Origin of the sequence: Morganella psychrotolerans (genome assembly GCF_001676055.1) — a bacterium.
GTDB lineage: Bacteria > Pseudomonadota > Gammaproteobacteria > Enterobacterales > Enterobacteriaceae > Morganella > Morganella psychrotolerans_B.
Window position 1 is genome coordinate 146,799 of the sequence record NZ_LZEX01000046.1, and the last position, 16,190, is coordinate 162,988.

21 protein-coding genes are annotated in these 16,190 nt (G+C 45.3%); 12 read left to right on the forward strand and 9 right to left on the reverse strand.

The annotated features are described in order from the left end of the window. Positions 1 to 106: 106 nt before the first annotated feature. Together AYY17_RS21675 and AYY17_RS20610 are read right to left on the reverse strand one after the other, a co-directional pair. Positions 107 to 250 carry a hypothetical protein gene (locus AYY17_RS21675; RefSeq protein ID WP_156656751.1) on the reverse strand — a complete coding sequence of 48 codons (144 nt, stop codon included), beginning with the start codon at positions 248 to 250 and terminating at the stop codon, positions 107 to 109. Between the two features lie 122 nt (positions 251 to 372). Then, positions 373 to 1,194, reverse strand: a complete 822-nt coding sequence (locus tag AYY17_RS20610) for a helix-turn-helix transcriptional regulator (RefSeq protein WP_067427086.1) — start codon at positions 1,192 to 1,194, stop codon at positions 373 to 375. 1,237 nt (positions 1,195 to 2,431) lie between these two features. Between AYY17_RS20610 and AYY17_RS20625 the strand changes: the two genes are divergently transcribed. The 6 genes from AYY17_RS20625 (at position 2,432) to AYY17_RS20655 (ending at position 7,080) form a co-directional block, all read left to right on the forward strand. Continuing rightward, a complete protein-coding gene (locus tag AYY17_RS20625; protein ID WP_082981465.1) occupies positions 2,432 to 2,833 on the forward strand; it encodes a SycD/LcrH family type III secretion system chaperone in 402 nt (133 codons plus the stop codon). 117 nt (positions 2,834 to 2,950) lie between these two features. Then, entirely contained in the window at positions 2,951 to 3,709 is a 759-nt protein-coding gene (modA, locus tag AYY17_RS20630) for a molybdate ABC transporter substrate-binding protein (protein WP_067427221.1), read from the forward strand. A gap of 146 nt (positions 3,710 to 3,855) precedes the next feature. Continuing rightward, complete coding sequence (locus tag AYY17_RS20635; protein ID WP_412779029.1) at positions 3,856 to 4,638, forward strand: ABC transporter permease; 783 nt, start codon at positions 3,856 to 3,858, stop codon at positions 4,636 to 4,638. Next, positions 4,625 to 5,248, forward strand: a complete 624-nt coding sequence (locus AYY17_RS20640; protein WP_067427094.1) for an ATP-binding cassette domain-containing protein — start codon at positions 4,625 to 4,627, stop codon at positions 5,246 to 5,248. Before AYY17_RS20635 ends, AYY17_RS20640 begins: the two co-directional genes overlap by 14 nt. A gap of 219 nt (positions 5,249 to 5,467) precedes the next feature. Continuing rightward, on the forward strand, positions 5,468 to 6,397 hold the full coding sequence (locus AYY17_RS20650; protein ID WP_162271126.1) for a bactofilin family protein: 930 nt from the start codon (positions 5,468 to 5,470) through the stop codon (positions 6,395 to 6,397). Between the two features lie 128 nt (positions 6,398 to 6,525). Continuing rightward, entirely contained in the window at positions 6,526 to 7,080 is a 555-nt protein-coding gene (locus AYY17_RS20655) for a GNAT family N-acetyltransferase (protein WP_067427104.1), read from the forward strand. 5 nt (positions 7,081 to 7,085) lie between these two features. Here AYY17_RS20655 and AYY17_RS20660 read toward each other — a convergent pair whose 3' ends face one another. Further along, positions 7,086 to 7,433 (reverse strand): nitrous oxide-stimulated promoter family protein, encoded by a 348-nt coding sequence (locus AYY17_RS20660; RefSeq protein WP_067427107.1) that lies wholly within the window; start codon positions 7,431 to 7,433, stop codon positions 7,086 to 7,088. Between the two features lie 119 nt (positions 7,434 to 7,552). On the opposite strand from AYY17_RS20660, the gene AYY17_RS20665 reads away from it, so the two are divergent. Continuing rightward, on the forward strand, positions 7,553 to 7,801 hold the full coding sequence (locus tag AYY17_RS20665) for a DinI-like family protein (RefSeq protein ID WP_074401152.1): 249 nt from the start codon (positions 7,553 to 7,555) through the stop codon (positions 7,799 to 7,801). 93 nt (positions 7,802 to 7,894) lie between these two features. Here AYY17_RS20665 and AYY17_RS20670 read toward each other — a convergent pair whose 3' ends face one another. Both AYY17_RS20670 and AYY17_RS20675 read right to left on the reverse strand, forming a co-directional pair. Then, a complete protein-coding gene (locus tag AYY17_RS20670) occupies positions 7,895 to 8,143 on the reverse strand; it encodes a YecH family metal-binding protein (protein ID WP_067427110.1) in 249 nt (82 codons plus the stop codon). Positions 8,144 to 8,294: 151 nt separating this feature from the next. Beyond that, complete coding sequence (locus AYY17_RS20675; protein WP_067427113.1) at positions 8,295 to 8,507, reverse strand: DUF465 domain-containing protein; 213 nt, start codon at positions 8,505 to 8,507, stop codon at positions 8,295 to 8,297. A 334-nt stretch (positions 8,508 to 8,841) separates the two neighbouring features. Here AYY17_RS20675 and eco point away from each other — a divergent pair, with 334 nt between their 5' ends. From eco to AYY17_RS20690, 3 genes are all read left to right on the forward strand, one after another. Next, positions 8,842 to 9,405 carry a serine protease inhibitor ecotin gene (gene eco, locus AYY17_RS20680; RefSeq protein WP_082981468.1) on the forward strand — a complete coding sequence of 188 codons (564 nt, stop codon included), beginning with the start codon at positions 8,842 to 8,844 and terminating at the stop codon, positions 9,403 to 9,405. A gap of 134 nt (positions 9,406 to 9,539) precedes the next feature. Further along, positions 9,540 to 9,941, forward strand: coding sequence for a phosphate-starvation-inducible protein PsiE (gene psiE / locus AYY17_RS20685; RefSeq protein ID WP_067404856.1), 402 nt, complete (start codon positions 9,540 to 9,542; stop codon positions 9,939 to 9,941). A gap of 37 nt (positions 9,942 to 9,978) precedes the next feature. Next, complete coding sequence (locus AYY17_RS20690) at positions 9,979 to 10,434, forward strand: hypothetical protein (RefSeq protein WP_067427116.1); 456 nt, start codon at positions 9,979 to 9,981, stop codon at positions 10,432 to 10,434. A gap of 143 nt (positions 10,435 to 10,577) precedes the next feature. On the opposite strand, the gene AYY17_RS20695 is transcribed toward AYY17_RS20690, so the two are convergent. Then, the gene (locus AYY17_RS20695; protein WP_067404859.1) at positions 10,578 to 11,015 is read right to left on the reverse strand and encodes a universal stress protein; all 438 of its coding nucleotides are present in this window, start codon (positions 11,013 to 11,015) and stop codon (positions 10,578 to 10,580) included. A gap of 584 nt (positions 11,016 to 11,599) precedes the next feature. Here AYY17_RS20695 and AYY17_RS20705 point away from each other — a divergent pair. Next, entirely contained in the window at positions 11,600 to 12,547 is a 948-nt protein-coding gene (locus AYY17_RS20705; RefSeq protein ID WP_067427122.1) for a cation diffusion facilitator family transporter, read from the forward strand. A gap of 59 nt (positions 12,548 to 12,606) precedes the next feature. Here AYY17_RS20705 and AYY17_RS20710 read toward each other — a convergent pair whose 3' ends face one another. Continuing rightward, the gene (locus tag AYY17_RS20710; protein ID WP_067404865.1) at positions 12,607 to 13,014 is read right to left on the reverse strand and encodes a hypothetical protein; all 408 of its coding nucleotides are present in this window, start codon (positions 13,012 to 13,014) and stop codon (positions 12,607 to 12,609) included. A gap of 203 nt (positions 13,015 to 13,217) precedes the next feature. Further along, positions 13,218 to 14,195: a glyoxylate/hydroxypyruvate reductase GhrB gene (gene ghrB, locus AYY17_RS20715; RefSeq protein ID WP_067427125.1), complete on the reverse strand. Its 978-nt coding sequence runs from the start codon at positions 14,193 to 14,195 to the stop codon at positions 13,218 to 13,220. 97 nt (positions 14,196 to 14,292) lie between these two features. On the opposite strand from ghrB, the gene AYY17_RS20720 reads away from it, so the two are divergent. Then, positions 14,293 to 15,597, forward strand: coding sequence for a uracil/xanthine transporter (locus tag AYY17_RS20720; RefSeq protein WP_067427128.1), 1,305 nt, complete (start codon positions 14,293 to 14,295; stop codon positions 15,595 to 15,597). A 4-nt stretch (positions 15,598 to 15,601) separates the two neighbouring features. Here the strand turns inward: AYY17_RS20720 and AYY17_RS20725 are convergent, their stop codons facing one another. Next, entirely contained in the window at positions 15,602 to 16,024 is a 423-nt protein-coding gene (locus AYY17_RS20725) for a hypothetical protein (RefSeq protein ID WP_067427132.1), read from the reverse strand. Positions 16,025 to 16,190: the final 166 nt, after the last annotated feature.

Below are 16,190 nucleotides of genomic sequence, written 5' to 3' on the forward strand. Positions count from 1 at the left end.
AGTCTCAACGAGATAATCTACCCAATTATCAGGGTGATGACGTATAGATTCTCTTATTATAGTTAAATCATTATATCTGAAAGGTATACCCCATTTTTTCTTTCGCCTAAACCACGCTGTTTTTTTTTAGTTTATCTATGTTTTCACGACAAATATATTTTGATAATAAATGGTTTTCATCGTATAGTTCATCAAAAGCATGAATTTCAATATCGGATAAAAATACATTATCTTTAGTTTTATTAAGCATGATTTCCTCTGGTGAAATATAAAATACATCAAAAGGATAGCTTAGCAAAACTGTTATAATATTAGTGTGATTTTTATTTTACCTTTTTATCACTATTCGTCAGATGACGTGGTTAGACCTGGTTAGACCTGGTTAGACCTGGTTTTACTTGGTGTAAACCCAAAGCGCTTACGGTAACTTTGTGTAAAATAGGATTGGCTTGAGAATCCGGCTTCCATTGAAATATCCACAATACTCATCTGTGTGTTAAGCAATAGCTGATGAGAAAATAAAAGCCGGCGTTCGCTTATCCAGGCTCGTGGTGATGTGCCATAAACAGAGCCGAATAATTCCTTAAATGTTGTCAGTCCCATACCGAATTCTTTGGAAAATTCATTTAACTTCCAGTCATTAAGGTAATATTTTTCCATGAATATCTGTAAACGCTCAGCCTGGCGATTACTTAATTGACGTAATACGGACATTAACCGTATTCCTTGTTCGCTGAGCGCGATAATGAGTAATAACTCTTCCAGCTTTAACTTCATTAGTGCAGCGGGTGTATTATGCTGATGAGCATGATACAAACCTGCAATACTGTCTTCCATCATATCTGAATGTGAAAAAAAGATAATACCGGATGTTGGTTCTGTAATCCGCTGCAAATGGCTCAGAGTATCAGAAAACCGCTGAAGAAAATCACGTAAAAAGTTGTTGCTTAATGGTATCCATAATAAACAAACCTGGCCGGATATATGTTGATAAGCATAGCTTCCCTGATTTGAGAAGATAACCTCATTTTTATTCAATGTAAAAGTGCTTGTGCAGTCCTGCCATTTCATTGAACCGGAAATAAGAATATACAATCCTTTCTCCTTCTGTTCAATAATATTGAAATCGGATGAATCAATAATCACAGGCTGTATGCTGATAGTATCAATATCAGGTAAAGTATATAAATTCATAGGCATCTCTGAGTGAAAAATGCTGTGTAATAAAAGGAACAGATTCAATCCATTCAATATAGATAATTATATAGCTAATCAGGATGCTTTCTACTTCTATGCGCAAATTTATGGCATTAATGGCTTTATTTATGGCTTTGGTTGGTTCTTTATTCACATTATGAATAAATAAAAGCATAATCAGATGATTGATCAATTATTAATTAGATGCTTTTGTTAAATAGTTTGGCGCAAAAAGATGGATTTTTAATAATAACATAACAAAAAAAATAATTATAATTTATATTTTTTAACAAAATCAGGGTGAATAGCAGGTCAGAAATAATTAAAATGAAAATAACGTAATTTTCACGAATGAGTTATCATGTGTTGTATTGATTATGTCATTTAATGTTGCGTTATTGTTTTTATTTACAACTTATTGTTGTAGCGTTAATCGGTTAATCAGGTTTTGTCTGAATCATTTTTTTCCGGTCGGCACAGTATTTCTGCGATTAATTCCGGGGTTGCGGGGGAAGCATTACTCAGTGATATGATGTTTTAATGCTTTTCTGTGGAGAGATATTACGGATATCGATTTTTAGTACAGAGCCGGGAAAAGTGAAACAAAAACGACATCTCCGCGTCAGTCTGACTGAAATAAACCGGTCAGATTGGCAGTCATATCGGGTGATACGGGATATCCGCCGTTATGTAAAACAGTTTATTGAGCAGGAATTTACGTCATTACCGGTTTTTTCTTATCAGGGGGGCTTCCGATGATGAACATTAAACTTCTTGAAAGAATGAAAGTCGATTAAGTTATAAACTCACGGATGAATAGTGACATAAAATAAGAAACTTGTACTTTATTATACTTTTCATGATAAATAATAAATAAAACTCTGGCTAATAATATTTTTTGTTTTCAGAATATATGCAGGATACCATAAGTAATATAATAAAATGCTAGCGCGGCTGACCATAATGCTCTCTCTGACTTCAGCCATTATCAACTAGTTTTGGAATTACCTGCTAAACAGAGTGTCAGGTTGAAAGTTGAGTAATATAGATAACTCATCAATTTAAGTATTTGCCATGTTTATTAAAAAAACTGACGTATGATTTAAAAGTGTATCAAGAGCGCTGTAATTAAAGGAAAGTAATATGGAAGTTACCGATAATAACATTGAAACAGAACGGAATGAGTCTGTTTCTGAAGATTGTATATTAACCATGCTGAAAAATATATCTGAGGATGAATCAAAAAAAAATATATTCCGTTGCATGCGATCTTTATAAGGCAGGTAAATATCAGGATGCTGAGAGATTATTTCAGGTACTGTGTATTCTTAATCATTATGATACCCGGCTTTTTCTCGCATTAGGTGCCTGCCGTCAGCATCAGGCGCATTATCACCAGGCTTTGGAAACGTACAGTTATGCATCACTGATGTCACCGTCAGATCCGCGTTTTTTGCTCCATGCAGGTGAGTGCTTACTTCATATGAAAGAATTCAGTACGGCTAAACAGGCATTTACATGCGCGGAGTTACTGGCAAAAACACAGCCCGGTTATGAGGCACTGGCAGAAAAGGCCGGTATGATGCTGGCTGCAGTCACAGAGCAGACGGAGGCGGGAAATACAAAATATCACTGATTTTGCGTGATCGTGTCTCGCAATACGCTCTCTGTTTCCGGCGCGTTTTATTCCTTGCTTATGTAGCCGGTTTTAATCATTATGTAAAAAAATATATAACGATTGGGTGAGATTTCTATGTCACGTCGTCTGATGCTTTCCGCATTATTACTCTGTTGTTCTGTTCCGGCTGCAATAGCAGCACAATTACACATGTATGCCGGAGCGGGTCTTCGTCCTCCGGTAGAAAAAATTATTGATAAATTTGAAAAAGAGACCGGCAATAAAGTCGCCGTGGAGTACGGTGGTTCCGGGCAAATTCTGACCCGGTTTGAACTGACAAAGCAGGGCGATCTTTTTTTTCCGGGGTCAGCTGACTATGTGGAAAAACTGCAAAAAGAGAATCTGGTGACGGAAAGTCATCCGATTGTCCGGCATATTCCGGTTATTGCTGTACGCAGGGATAAAGCGGACGGAATTAAAACTGTAGCGGACCTGGCAGCCAGTAATCTGCGTATCGGCATGGGGGACCCGAAAGCTATCGCGCTCGGGCGCAGTGGCGAGTTACTACTGGATGCGAGCGGTTATGGCGATGTGCTGCGTGACAAAGTTATTGTCCGTGCGGCGACGATTAAGCACCTTTCCATGTATCTGCTCAATGGTGAAGTGGATGCGGCGGTTATCGGACGGGCAGATGCTATGAAAAATCAGGACAAATTGCTTGTCCTGCCATCACCGGAAGGGGCTCCCGAAGAAGTGGCAACACTGGCCGTACTCAGTACCAGTGCCGCACCTGAAGAAGCAAAACGTCTTGCCGCGTATTTCAGTTCACCGGAAGGTATTAAAGCATTTACGGATTATGGTTTTCTGCCGGTTCGTCCGGCTGAATCCCGCTGACGTCTGCTCCTCCTGATGTACACCTTTATTCATTCAAACAGCAGGTCAGTTGGCGGAACGAAGCCCGCCGGGCCGCATAGTTTGCCTGTGCTCCCCGGCGGACGGAGCTTACCGTCTGCCTGCATCCTGAATGGCACCTGATATATATGGCTATGAAATGGGCGCTGTTGCCTCTGCTGCTGTTGCTGACCCTGATTGTCGGTTCACTGATGGCATTATTGTTTCAGGTAACGCCATCACTATTAGGGCAGCTGTTTACTGAGCCTGAGTTTCACTTTGCGGTGATGATGTCGCTGGCGACATCTTTAACATCACTTGTGCTGGCATTTCTGATAGCGGTTCCGGCAGCCTGGGTGATGGTGCGGGGTAATTTCCCGGGAAAACGGATAGCTGATGCACTGCTTGATATTCCGCTGGTGACACCGCCGCTGGTTATTGGTATCGGACTGTTGCTGCTCCTGGGAAGTCAGGGGCCACTCTCCGGTCTTTTTCCGCAACTCAGTCGCTGGTTGTTTTCACCTGTCGGTGTGATTATTGCGCAGACCTATGTTGCCTGTGCTGTACTTTACCGCGCGTCGCAGGGGGCATTTTCGTCAGTGGATCCGGCGTATGTGCGCACGGCGATGAATCTGGGGCTCACGCCCGGTAAAACGTTATTGCTGGTGGAAATCCCGTTGTGTCTGCAAAGTCTGCTCAGCGGCGGGATCCTGGCTTATTCCCGCGCGCTGGGCGAATTCGGGGCAACACTGATGCTGGCGGGGGCTACCCGGTTTAAAACAGAAACACTGCCGATGGCGGTTTATCTCAATATCGCCAGTGGTGATTTTTCTCTCGCGCTGGGCTGTGCGCTTATCCTGATGGCGCTGGCGATTGTTCTGTTGTTTGCGCTGCACCGGCTGAAAAGGCAGACATCTCATGCTGCATATTGAACATCTGAGTGCGGGGATCCTGCGGGATCTCTCGCTGAATCTGCCGCAAGGACAATGCAGTGCGGTTTGTGGTCCGTCCGGCAGCGGTAAAACAACCTTGCTGAACTGTATTGCCGGCTATCAATCCTATCAGGGCACTATCCGTCTGGGTGACACAGCACTGGATACTTTGCCTGTCTGGAAACGCCCCTGCCGCTATCTGAATCAGCGGCTCTGGCTATTCCCCTGGCTGACAGTACTGAACAATCTGCGCCTGGCGCAGTATGCCGCAGGTCTGCGCCGGGATAAAGAACAGGCATGTGCGTTGCTGAACAAAATGGGCGTGGCGCACCTGGCTGCACGTTATCCGCATCAGATTTCCGGCGGAGAGCAGCAAAGAGTGGCACTGGCGCGGGCGCTTATTTCCTCTCCGTCACTCCTTTTGCTGGATGAACCTTTCTCCGGACTGGACTGGACGACCCGCAAACAGTTATGGTCACAGATTAATCTGCTGAAAGATGAAGGGATTACCCTCGTTTTGGTTACACATGAACCTAAAGAGTCGGATGCACTGGCAGAATACCGTATACAAATGGAAGACGGAAAAATCCGAACGACGACAATGGGTTGATAGAGATAAAATCCGGATGCAATAGTGATATTTTTGTCCCGCTATCTTCAGTAAGGTTGAACTCAGAGATGGCGGTGACGGATTATATTGAAGGGATGCTGTCATCGGATACCGGAGTGTATCTATATGTTGTCGCCGCTGTCTCTTCCTTATTTCCTCAATTACATACCGATACTCGTCTTAATCCGGTCTTTACCGGAGCTGCACCTGTTTACAATAATGACCGTATTTCCCGAAAAGCAGGAATGCCATCACTATAGGTCTGCCATGCTCAATATTTTACTGACATCCTTGTGGTTTTTATGGGGATTGTTATTGTACGCGGCGATAACCGGGCACAAATTCTGGCCGGTGTACTTAGTTGGTATTGTCGCCGTTATCTGTTTAACGATGGTTATCTCGAAGAGGAAAAGGAAACAATCCATGTTCGGAAAGAAAAAACAAGCTGAAACACAGGCGACTGAGCAGGCAGTTGCAGCTGTCCCTGCACAGAAAACCAAAGAAGCTGAAGAGAAGAAAGCAGCAGAGATCAATGCTCAGGCAAATGAAATCTCTCAGTTATTGTCTGTTCGTGGTGATGAAAAGCAGCCGCGTCCGCTGGCTTCCCTTGAATCCCGCCAGCCAACTGTTATCAGCAAAGAAACCCGTCTGACAGGGGATATCGATCTGAGTGGTAATCTGCAAATCTGGGGTAAAATTACAGGTCAGATTAAAGCCCGTTCCGGAACCGTCAGCATTATGCAGTCCGGTGTGGTGGATGGCGATGTTATTGCGGAAACACTGCTGATTGACGGCGTCCTGAGCGGCACCTGCAGTGTGGAGCAACTGGAGATTCTGGAGCATGGCGAGCTGAACGGCATCTGTCGTGCATCTAATTTTTCTATCCGTAAAGGCGGGATTTTTATTGGTCAGTCTGAGCCGTATGTTGCTCCTGCGGGAAGTAAAACGACCGCTGTGCCACAGATGTCCCGTCCTGAACCGCTAAAAGTGCAGCCGGCATCTGAACCGGTACAGGATCTGAAGCAGGAACAAAAGCCGGAACCGCAGCAGACAAAAGCACCTGAGCCGCAGAAATCATCATCTCAGCAGTCCTCTGCCGCGAAAGGCAAAGAGCCGCAGAAAGTACCGTCTGTCTTCAAAAACGTTTAATTACATCGTTTTTGTATTCATTCGTTATACCCGTCACACTTCAGGATGCAGTCAACACCCGTGCATCCTGAAGTGTGACGGGTATACTTCTCCGGTAGGTTTCAATTACAACATTACCGGAGGAAACCATGATTATTCTTGATACTCCTGATCTGCGCCTGCGTCCGTGGAAGCCTGAAGACTATGCACCATTCCGGGCACTGAATGGCTCTCCTGATGTGATGCGTTTTTTCCCTGCTTGTCTGAGTGGCGCAGAAAGTGATGCGCTGGCAGATGAAATTATCCGCCGTTTTGAGAAACAAAACACGTTCGGATTTTGGGCTGTTGAAGAAAAGAGCAGCGGGGCGTTTACCGGGTTCACCGGTCTGAATATCCCGAAATTACAGTTTGATTTCAGTCCGTGTACGGAGATTGGCTGGCGTCTGGCAAAGCAGTTTCATGGGAAAGGATATGCAACACAAGCCGCAAAAGCGGTTTTGCATCATGCCTTCGCTGAGCTTGATATGTCGGAGATTGTGGCATTTACCGCAAGTGTAAACCGCCCCTCAGCCCGGGTGATGGAAAAAATTGGTATGCACTATGAGCGTGACTTTGCTCATCCGGCATTGCCGGAAGGGCATCCGCTGCAAACGCATGTGCTGTATAAAATCTCACAGGCAGATTACCGCACACAACAAACCTGATGACATCAGTCCCGGGGCGTCCTGATGCGGGGCGGCAGGGGCGGAACCGGTTTTTTATCATCAATAAGATGGCGGATAGCCAGGATCGGGTGATGCCACAGCATCCGCGGTCCTGACCAGCGCATAATCGTTTTCATCTCTTCCCGTGGTTTGGGCTGATAACAGTGAACCGGGCACTGTTTACAGGCGGGTTTATCTTCCCCGTAGCGGCATTTTTCCAGACGTTTTGTGGCATAAATCAGCAGTTCACTGTAATACGCCGGCGCGTCTGCCGGTGCCGGATGTTTGAGCTCATAAAGCGCAACCATGCGGGTAACCGTCGCTATCTCCCGCGAAATACGTTTTCCGGACATCGTTTTTCCTCTTTTACACAGCAATGAAATAATAAATTTTAATAATATGCTTAAAATTAGCTTTCTTTTTATTTCAAAATAAAATACTGTACATGCATACAGTTCACGGGAGCAACATCATGCGTATTGAAATCTTATTAGATAAACGGAATGCGGTGCCTGAGCATGTACTCCAATCACTTGAAGTGCAGTTAAAACGTCTGATCCTGCCGGAATACCCGGAGATGCAATTTCGTATCGGGCAAAGCAGTCAGACTGCTATCAACATTTCCGGTATGAAATCGGCTGATGAAAAACAGGTACTGATGGATACCATTCAGAATATCTGGGAAGACGACAGCTGGATGGGCGACGAAAACGCACAATAACCCTTCTTTTTCCTGTCAAAGGAAACGCTATCCCTCATTTTATGTGTTTTCTGAGGTGATAGCGGTTTTTTCATATAACTCAATGGTTACAAATCAGTGGTTACAAATTTTATCCGCTGACGTGCTGAACCCTTCTTCATTACTGGTAAATTTTCCGCGTGCAGCGAGAAAACTGACCAATTCTTTTGCATCCATATTGTCGGCAGAACAGGTATGAAAGCGTGTATCTGTGCCAAATGTTGCGTGAATATCCGCAATCAGTGATTCTGTGGTGTAGTTTTTGCCGCTGTCGATGATCATATTCATCACTTCATGACCATGAACGGATGGTTTATCAGACATAATAACCCCGGTTGTTTATTAAAGATGTAAATATTATGCATCTTTTGGGGCGCAATAGGTTGCGTCAGGTCAGTTTATTGTGAAATCAGATGTGAAACAAAGAGACATAAGATAACGCCTGTGACAGGCGTTATCTGTCAGTGAAGTGAAATTACCGGCACTCTTCCAGGATACGTTGCATCTCATCTTTAGCATGCAATTTTTCTTTTTTGAGACGGGCAACACTATCGTTGTATCCTGCGCCATTCGGGCCTTCAAGTTTGGCAATTTCATCATTCAACTGGTGATGCTTCAGGTACAGTGCGGCAAAACGAGGATTTGAATCTTTAAGCTGTACGATAAGGGCTTGTTGATCAAGTGGCATAGAACCTCCTGTTTGACGGGGAATGTAGCCTTTTCAGTATAACAAACGCGCACTGAATTGCATGGAACATGTCGTTATAACCGTGATCATAATGGCATATTTACATTATAGAACTCCCGGTAACATTGATAACATCAATGCCCGGGTGTGTGCTTATTGGTTTAATACACTGGTTTATCTGTTTTTTGTCGTTATTATGCGCTGGATTATAAGAGTAATCTGTCTTTTCATCTGGCAATGAACTAATGCTTATTATAATGTTCTTATCAGTTAGTATGAAGATTGTGAGATGAGTTCATAATTAAATATACTTATAAAATAAGGTGATTATTTGATGAAAAAATTAATTCTTCCTGTTATGGCGATGCTTGTTGCCGCCGGCGCTTATGCGGAAGACACAAAATCAACGACACAGGTGCCAATGAAGATTGTGAAAACTGACGCAACGAAAGCCGTGCCACTGATTGAAGTTAAAACCGACAACGGGATGAGTGAGCTGAAACATTTCCCGCAGGCTGCATCTGATATGGTTCGTCATGTGATTGCGGTTGAGCCGAAAGCGGATGAAGGGCTGTATAAAATTGAACTTGTGATCGGTAAAAAACAGATGGTGGATTGTAATCACCAGTGGTTTGGCGGCAGCCTGACACAAAAAACGGTACAAGGTTTTGGTTATGATTATTATGAAACCGGCGAATTAACCGGGCCGATGTCCACTATGATGGGCTGCCTGAATAATGAAAAGCACGAGGCATTTGTCAGCGCAAATATGGGTGACGATGCTTTTGTCCGTTACAACAGCCGTCTGCCGGTTGTGGTTTATGCGCCGAAAGATGTGGATGTTAAATATCGTATCTGGAGTACGGATAACCAGTTGGCGGATGCGCCTGCGAAATAACAGTATTACTCTTCTCTTCAGAAACACGGCTCCGGCCGTGTTTTTTTTATTCTGTTCTGTAATGATTTCGTCGTACACTAAATACCTCACTGTTTGTGAGCCTTACTGATACTATTTTTACAGAGATACTAATTATGGAATTTCAGCCATCCCGCCAGATTGCCACTGCGTTGCAATGGATCTTAAATATTGCTCTGCTGATGCTCGGCGTACTCCTGATTATTTTTATGGGAAAAGAGACGCTGACGCTGATGAGATTAGTTTTTTCCGTGCAGGAAAAAACGACCTATTTATTATTAGACAGTATTGTGACCTATTTTTTGTATTTTGAGTTTATTGCCTTAATTGTGAAATATTTTTTATCCGGCTATCACTTTCCGCTGCGCTATTTTATCTATATCGGGATCACGGCGATGGTACGCCTGATTATTGTTGATCATACTGATGCGATGGCAACATTCCTGCATACATTATCTATACTGGTGCTGATCGTGGCGTTATATCTGGCGAACACGGATAAGTTAAAACGTGCCTGAGTTATTTTTTTATATTCACCCCGGAAGGATTTTTCTGATGAATAAAGTTTTTATTATTGCAGGCGTGCTGTCTTCTGCATTGTGTCTGGCGCTGCCCGCTGCTGCCGCTTCACATACGGTCACGGTTTTTCACTGTGTGAATAAAGACAAAAAAGTGATTGATGTGATACTCAAGGACGGACGTTATAACTACAGCTTTGGTAAAATCGGCAAAGGTGCGGATATTTCAATAGATCGTGCACCCGCTCAGCTGACATCAAACTATTTAAATACCCGTGCAGCGGATACGGATACCGGCACGGCAAGCAGCTATGAACTTAATTTTATGAATGGTGATTACCATTATCAAATTTTTTCCGGTTATACCGGCAGCCGTTATGACGGCGGTGTAACTGTGTATAAAGGTGATAAATTAATTACCACGGTAAATTGCCTGCCGGATACGGTTGTGGATTATTTGGCGGAGCATATTTTTGATTTACCGGAATCCTGAGATACCCTTATTCATTCAAACCGCAGGTGTGTTGGCTGCGCTACGCCTGCCGGGTCACATACTTGTGTATGCTCCCCGGCAATCGGAGCTTGCCGCCTTCCTGCAGCCTGAATGACGTTGGCTATATGATTATTTATCCGGGGTTACCGGACAACCATCACGGAGGTTTTGGCGTGACGGACAATACCTGCCGCTGTTGAGCCGAGTAAAAACGTCGCAGCATCGGGGCGGTGAGAGCCCATCAGAATCAAATCAGCGTTAATCTCTTTGGCATAAGACAGAATTTCATTTTTTGCCGAGCCGATGACGGCGTGCAGAGTGTACTGGCGTGCCGGGACAGAAATACCTTTCAGTAAGTCCTGAAGTGCTGCAAGTGCTAATTCAATACGCTCGCCGGATTCACGCAGACTGACCGGCAGTGACGCATATTCCACACCAAAAAACATTTCCACATTCGGGATCACGGTCAGAAAGTGAATTTTCGGATTATCAATTTTGGCCAGTGCTTCCACATGGGGCAGCATTTTGTCGGTCAGGTCATCTTCCAGGATATCAATCGGAACCAGAATTGTGTTGTACATATTGCCTCCTGTTAATTGAACTCTATACCCTTATTCATTCAAACTGCAGGTTCGTTGGCTTCGGTCAGCCAGCCGGGTCACATACTTGTGTATGCTCCCCGTCTATCTTCCCTTGCCGCCTGCCTGCATCTTGAATGACGTTGGGTATTTTCCAGTATGGCAAAAAATGAACAGATATGTTGTGATCATAGCGTCAGCTTGTTTAATTTATGGAATGAAAATAACTCTCGTTTATTTTCAGGGTAATCAGACTAAAAAAAATAAATTAAAAAAGAGAAATTATAAATTAACGAAACAGGCTGAATAATGGTTTTTATAAGCGATAAGAATAATGATTCTCAATTATAAAAACCAAATGAAATCATAAAATTGGAGACGTTTTTAAATTATTGTGGCATACTGCTTACCGTAAAATATGACACAAAAATAGTGTGTTGTTATTCTTACATTTCACTGTTATCTGTAGTTTTTTTTATTTTTGTTCTGAAGGACGGCATAAATCCGCCCGCTGAACTAAAATAGTATTAATTTATCGTATCCGTTTACCGGAACTATTAACCACAAAATAAATGTGGAATTAAATTATGTCAAATATACCTGTACATGTGGATAAAATCACAGATGAGACCCCTGTGATTAATCAGGACATGAAATTTGCGGCAGCGAAAAAAAGTACCTGGATAAGTGTCTGGGTAAACGCGATTTTGTCTGTCTGGCAGATAGTTATCGGGGTATTTTCTCATTCACAGGGGCTGATTGCTGATGGTATTCACACCCTGTCTGATTTGATTGCCGATTTTGTGGTACTGATTGCCAACCGGGGCAGCAGTAAAGCACCCGATGAAGAGCATCCTTACGGGCATTTCCGTTACGAAAACGTCGCCTCGCTGGTGCTGGGCGTGCTGCTGCTGGTCGTTGGCGGCGGTATGCTGTGGACAGCCGGTTCCCGCATTATGTCACCGGAAACGATCCCTGAAGTTCATTCAGTGGCGTTATATGTGGCATTGCTGGCGCTGTTGGCAAAAGAGGGTTTATTCCGCTACATGCTGTATGTGGCGCGTAAAGTGAAATCCAACATGCTGGAAGCGAATGCCTGGCATGCCCGCTCGGATGCGGCCTCATCTCTGGTGGTGGCGATTGGTATCACCGGCAGTCTGCTGGGATACCGGATTCTGGATCCGATAGCGGCCCTGATCGTCGGGTTGTTTATTCTGCGGATGGGGATCAAATTTACGCTGCAGTCACTCCAGGATTTAATGGATCGTGGTGCAGATGAAGAGACGATTGCTAAAATTACCGAATCTGTCATGGCGACGCCCGGTGTGGAAGGTATTCATGATCTGAAAACGCGTAAGTCCGGCGATTATCTGCTGGTGGATGTGCATCTTGAAATTGATGAAAATCTGACTGTCAAAGAGGGACATGAGATTGCGATAGCCGCAGAAATGAATATCCGGCGCGACCCGCAGGTCCTGAGTGTGATGACACATATTGACCCCGCGCAATCTGTCCGCGCAGGGCTGACAACCTGATATTCTGCTTTATAAGCAATCTGAGGCGCACGTTCACGTGCGCCTTTTTTACATCTGCTTTACAGTGATCCGCTGGAGAGACGGATAAGCCCGGATTGTTTATCCCAGCGCAGAGAATAAAGTGCTTTATTATTCTGTGCTGACAGCCAGATCTCATCCTGTCCCTGATCCTGGATCCGGTAGAGATAATATCCGGCATTACTCAGGTAATTTTTCAGCGGGGCGGAATCCCCGGCATCACGGAACACAATGCTGCTCATTTCTGAAATAGACCCTTCCGTCGGAATATACTCAAACTGATAATTATCTGTTATCCGCGGGGCATTACGAATGCCGCTGTCGGTATACAGATAATATCGGTAAGTATCTGATTCATGATAAATAATCCTTCCTGTCTCATGAAAGAACAGAAACAAACCAAAAAGCAACAAAGGAATACAAAGAAGCGGTAATCCGATTTTTTTCATACGCTGACCTTTAATACACTGTCGTGACTATTCTTGAATATCCGTATTCCGGAATATAGTGTATAGATCAAACGATATCGGAGATGAATGCCATCGTATTTATCTGATAATTATAGAAATTACGATTTCCGGAGAGTTGCTTAAAGTGTTATGCAACAGCAGATTATCCGGTTACGATAATCTGCTGTGTAAGCAGGGGATGGTTAGTGTTGCAATGCCTGAGGATTGACACAGTTTTGGCTGACATTCCGGTTCAGGGCGCGGATCACATTATCGACAGCACAGGCGGCCATCGCATAGCGGGTTTCATGTGTTGCCGAGCCGATATGCGGCATCAGAACCACATTGGGTAACGACAGCAGCGGGGAGTCCGGGGAGAGCGGCTCTTGTTCAAAGACATCCAGACCGGCGGCAAGGATAGTCTTATCTGTCAGTGCCTGTGCCAGTGCAGCTTCATCAATAACTGCACCGCGTCCGATATTCACCAGAATGGCGCTGCGTTTCATTTTTTCAAATTGTTCGCGCCCAAACAGGTGATGTGTCTCTTTTGTCAGCGGCAGTGTAATACAAACAAAATCCGATTCTGACAGTAAGGCATCCAATGAGCGGTATTGTGCCTGATACGCGTTTTCTGTTTTTTCATGGCGGGAGCGGGCATGGTAGAGAATATTCATACCGAATCCGCAGTGCGCCCGGCGGGCAAGCGCATCACCGATGCGGCCCATGCCGACAATTCCCATGGTTTTATGGTGAACATCGCACCCGTACCAGTCCGGCGTAATACTTTGTGTCCACTCTCCGCGTTTCACCCGCTCTGAGCTGATAATCATCCGTCGTGCTGTTGCCAGCACCAGTGCCATTGTGGCATCGGCGACAGTTTCGGTCAGTACATCCGGAGTGTGCATCAGTACGACATTGTGTTCACTCAGGGCGGTAACATCAAAATTGTCATACCCGACCGTGATGGTTGATGCCACGCGCAGTTTTGGCGCCATCGCCAGGAAACGGGCGTCAATTTTTCCGCCGGAGCCGAGAATAGCATCCGCCTGTGCCAGCAGCGGTTTTACGGACGGATCGATATAGGGATCAATCTCCGGGACACGGTGAACATCACATTCAGCAGACAGGCGGGCGAGTAAATCATCAGGGACATCGCGGTAAACAACAACGGATGGTTTCATTATGACCTCACTGGGGGACGTTACGGAACTTTGATAGTATGATCATTATCACGATACTAAAAATAATTCTGTCTCCGTATTCAAAAGGCGTCACCTCATGATCAAAATGCACAAAGACCACTGGCTCTCCGGTTTTCAGTGGTATTTCTTTATTTTCTGTAACACGGTGCTTATCCCGCCGACGCTGCAATCTGCGTTTAATCTCTCTGATGCGGTGACACTGACCATCACACAATACAGTTTTATTGCCACGGCGCTGGGCAGCCTGGTACAGGTATTTGCCGGTCATCAGCGGGCAATTATGGAAGGGCCGACCGGGCTGTGGTGGGCGACTATATTGGGGATCTCTGTGGCAGAAGCCTCTTTCGGCACTTCAGCTGGTGTTACCGGCGCAAATATCGCTATCGGTATTGCCTGTGCCGGACTTATCACGCTGGTGATTGGTATAACCGGTGCCGGGGCGCGGATCGCCCGTATTTTTACGCCGACCGTCATGGCTGTGTTTATGTTTATGATGGGCGCACAGCTTATTTCTATTTTTCTTAAAGGGATGCTGGGACTGCCGTTTGGTATTATGCCGCCGGATGCCGGTGTGAATTACCCGGTCTTTTTCCTTGCGCTGGCGACGTTGTTCCTGGTTCTCGGGCTGATTATTTATGCGCCTGCGTCCGTTGCAAAATATGCCTTACTGATTGGGGTATTACTGGGCTGGGGCGCGTATGTGCTGTTATTTTCACCGCCTGCCCGTGATGCGACTTCCGGTACGTGGCAACTGCTGCCACTGGGGAATACCGCCGGGTTTGAATTGCGCTGGGGAGTGATTATCACCTGTGTTCTGACCGGGTTGCTGAATATCAGTAATACCTTCGGGGCTATCCGTGCGACGGATGTGTTTTACATGGACAGGTTGCAGGAGAACAGCAAAATGTACCGGCGCAGTTTTATGGTGACCGGCACCGTGACATTACTGACATCGCCGCTGGCAGTCGTGCCGTTTGCGCCCTTTGTATCATCAGTCGGGTTGATTACCCAGACCAATGACAGCAGCCGGACTTCGCTGGTCGTCGGCGCGGGATTGTTTTTGCTGATGGGGCTGATTACACCGCTGACGCTCTTTTTCAGCGGGCTGCCACTGGCAATCGGCAGTGCGGTGATGCTGGCAACCTATCTGCCGCTGCTGTTTTCGTCGCTCTCGTTTGTCGATAAAACGGTTCTTAATCCGCGTAATATTTACCGTCTTGCGGTGCCGCTGTTTACAGGTATTTTTCTGATTAATCCGCCGGCTGTTTTTATCAGTGACCTGCCTGTATTACTGCGTCCGTTGCTCGGTAACGGTATGCTGGTTGCCATTTTACTGGCGGTGGTGTCTGAGAATCTGGTGCGCTGGGATAAGATAAAATAGTTTGTCAGCGGCGGGTTTTGGTCAGACGGACGGTATCCGCGGGTGCATCGGTTTCCAGTTGGAAATCGCTTTTTCCCCGTCCTTTGCGGGGCTCCCAAAGCGTTGTTCCGTCGAGGCGGCGCAGGACTTGTTCATAACCGAGAGTGTTCAGATAAGCACCGATTTCACCGGTTTGTGTTGTGCCGGTGAAGGTAATGCTGTTGATTATGGTGTCATTATCACCCCGTGAATAATCAAAATAAAAATCACCTGAGATACGCGGCACACCACGGATATCACTGTCGGTATGCAGAAAATACATAAACCGGTTATCTTCCCGGTAGCGTCCCTGCAGATCGGTTTGTGCAAACTGATAAACAAAAACAGACAGAATGATGGCTATCACAATAAAGGGCAGAAACGGGAGATAACGGGTGAAAGGGGGCATGTGTATCATCCATGTGATGAATAGCAGGAAAATAAAGCCATTCATTATGGGAATGAACAGCATGTATTCAATGAGATAACTCTGTGAAAGGTGACAATATCAGCACCAGAGGTTCCGTTTTCCGGATGATGGCGAAAATATGATAAGCTATCTGTCTGTTCCGGAC

What these genes read in the sequence shown, in the direction of transcription:
- AYY17_RS21675 (WP_156656751.1), bottom strand. Translation starts at nt 250, where the DNA reads ATGCTTAATAAAACTAAAGATAATGTATTTTTATCCGATATTGAAATT.
- AYY17_RS20610 (WP_067427086.1), bottom strand. Translation starts at nt 1,194, where the DNA reads ATGAATTTATATACTTTACCTGATATTGATACTATCAGCATACAGCCT.
- AYY17_RS20625 (WP_082981465.1), top strand. Translation starts at nt 2,432, where the DNA reads ATGAATCAAAAAAAAATATATTCCGTTGCATGCGATCTTTATAAGGCA.
- modA (WP_067427221.1), top strand. Translation starts at nt 2,951, where the DNA reads ATGTCACGTCGTCTGATGCTTTCCGCATTATTACTCTGTTGTTCTGTT.
- AYY17_RS20635 (WP_412779029.1), top strand. Translation starts at nt 3,856, where the DNA reads ATGGCTATGAAATGGGCGCTGTTGCCTCTGCTGCTGTTGCTGACCCTG.
- AYY17_RS20640 (WP_067427094.1), top strand. Translation starts at nt 4,625, where the DNA reads ATGCTGCATATTGAACATCTGAGTGCGGGGATCCTGCGGGATCTCTCG.
- AYY17_RS20650 (WP_162271126.1), top strand. Translation starts at nt 5,468, where the DNA reads ATGACCGTATTTCCCGAAAAGCAGGAATGCCATCACTATAGGTCTGCC.
- AYY17_RS20655 (WP_067427104.1), top strand. Translation starts at nt 6,526, where the DNA reads ATGATTATTCTTGATACTCCTGATCTGCGCCTGCGTCCGTGGAAGCCT.
- AYY17_RS20660 (WP_067427107.1), bottom strand. Translation starts at nt 7,433, where the DNA reads ATGTCCGGAAAACGTATTTCGCGGGAGATAGCGACGGTTACCCGCATG.
- AYY17_RS20665 (WP_074401152.1), top strand. Translation starts at nt 7,553, where the DNA reads ATGCGTATTGAAATCTTATTAGATAAACGGAATGCGGTGCCTGAGCAT.
- AYY17_RS20670 (WP_067427110.1), bottom strand. Translation starts at nt 8,143, where the DNA reads ATGTCTGATAAACCATCCGTTCATGGTCATGAAGTGATGAATATGATC.
- AYY17_RS20675 (WP_067427113.1), bottom strand. Translation starts at nt 8,507, where the DNA reads ATGCCACTTGATCAACAAGCCCTTATCGTACAGCTTAAAGATTCAAAT.
- eco (WP_082981468.1), top strand. Translation starts at nt 8,842, where the DNA reads ATGAAAAAATTAATTCTTCCTGTTATGGCGATGCTTGTTGCCGCCGGC.
- psiE (WP_067404856.1), top strand. Translation starts at nt 9,540, where the DNA reads ATGGAATTTCAGCCATCCCGCCAGATTGCCACTGCGTTGCAATGGATC.
- AYY17_RS20690 (WP_067427116.1), top strand. Translation starts at nt 9,979, where the DNA reads ATGAATAAAGTTTTTATTATTGCAGGCGTGCTGTCTTCTGCATTGTGT.
- AYY17_RS20695 (WP_067404859.1), bottom strand. Translation starts at nt 11,015, where the DNA reads ATGTACAACACAATTCTGGTTCCGATTGATATCCTGGAAGATGACCTG.
- AYY17_RS20705 (WP_067427122.1), top strand. Translation starts at nt 11,600, where the DNA reads ATGTCAAATATACCTGTACATGTGGATAAAATCACAGATGAGACCCCT.
- AYY17_RS20710 (WP_067404865.1), bottom strand. Translation starts at nt 13,014, where the DNA reads ATGAAAAAAATCGGATTACCGCTTCTTTGTATTCCTTTGTTGCTTTTT.
- ghrB (WP_067427125.1), bottom strand. Translation starts at nt 14,195, where the DNA reads ATGAAACCATCCGTTGTTGTTTACCGCGATGTCCCTGATGATTTACTC.
- AYY17_RS20720 (WP_067427128.1), top strand. Translation starts at nt 14,293, where the DNA reads ATGATCAAAATGCACAAAGACCACTGGCTCTCCGGTTTTCAGTGGTAT.
- AYY17_RS20725 (WP_067427132.1), bottom strand. Translation starts at nt 16,024, where the DNA reads ATGCCCCCTTTCACCCGTTATCTCCCGTTTCTGCCCTTTATTGTGATA.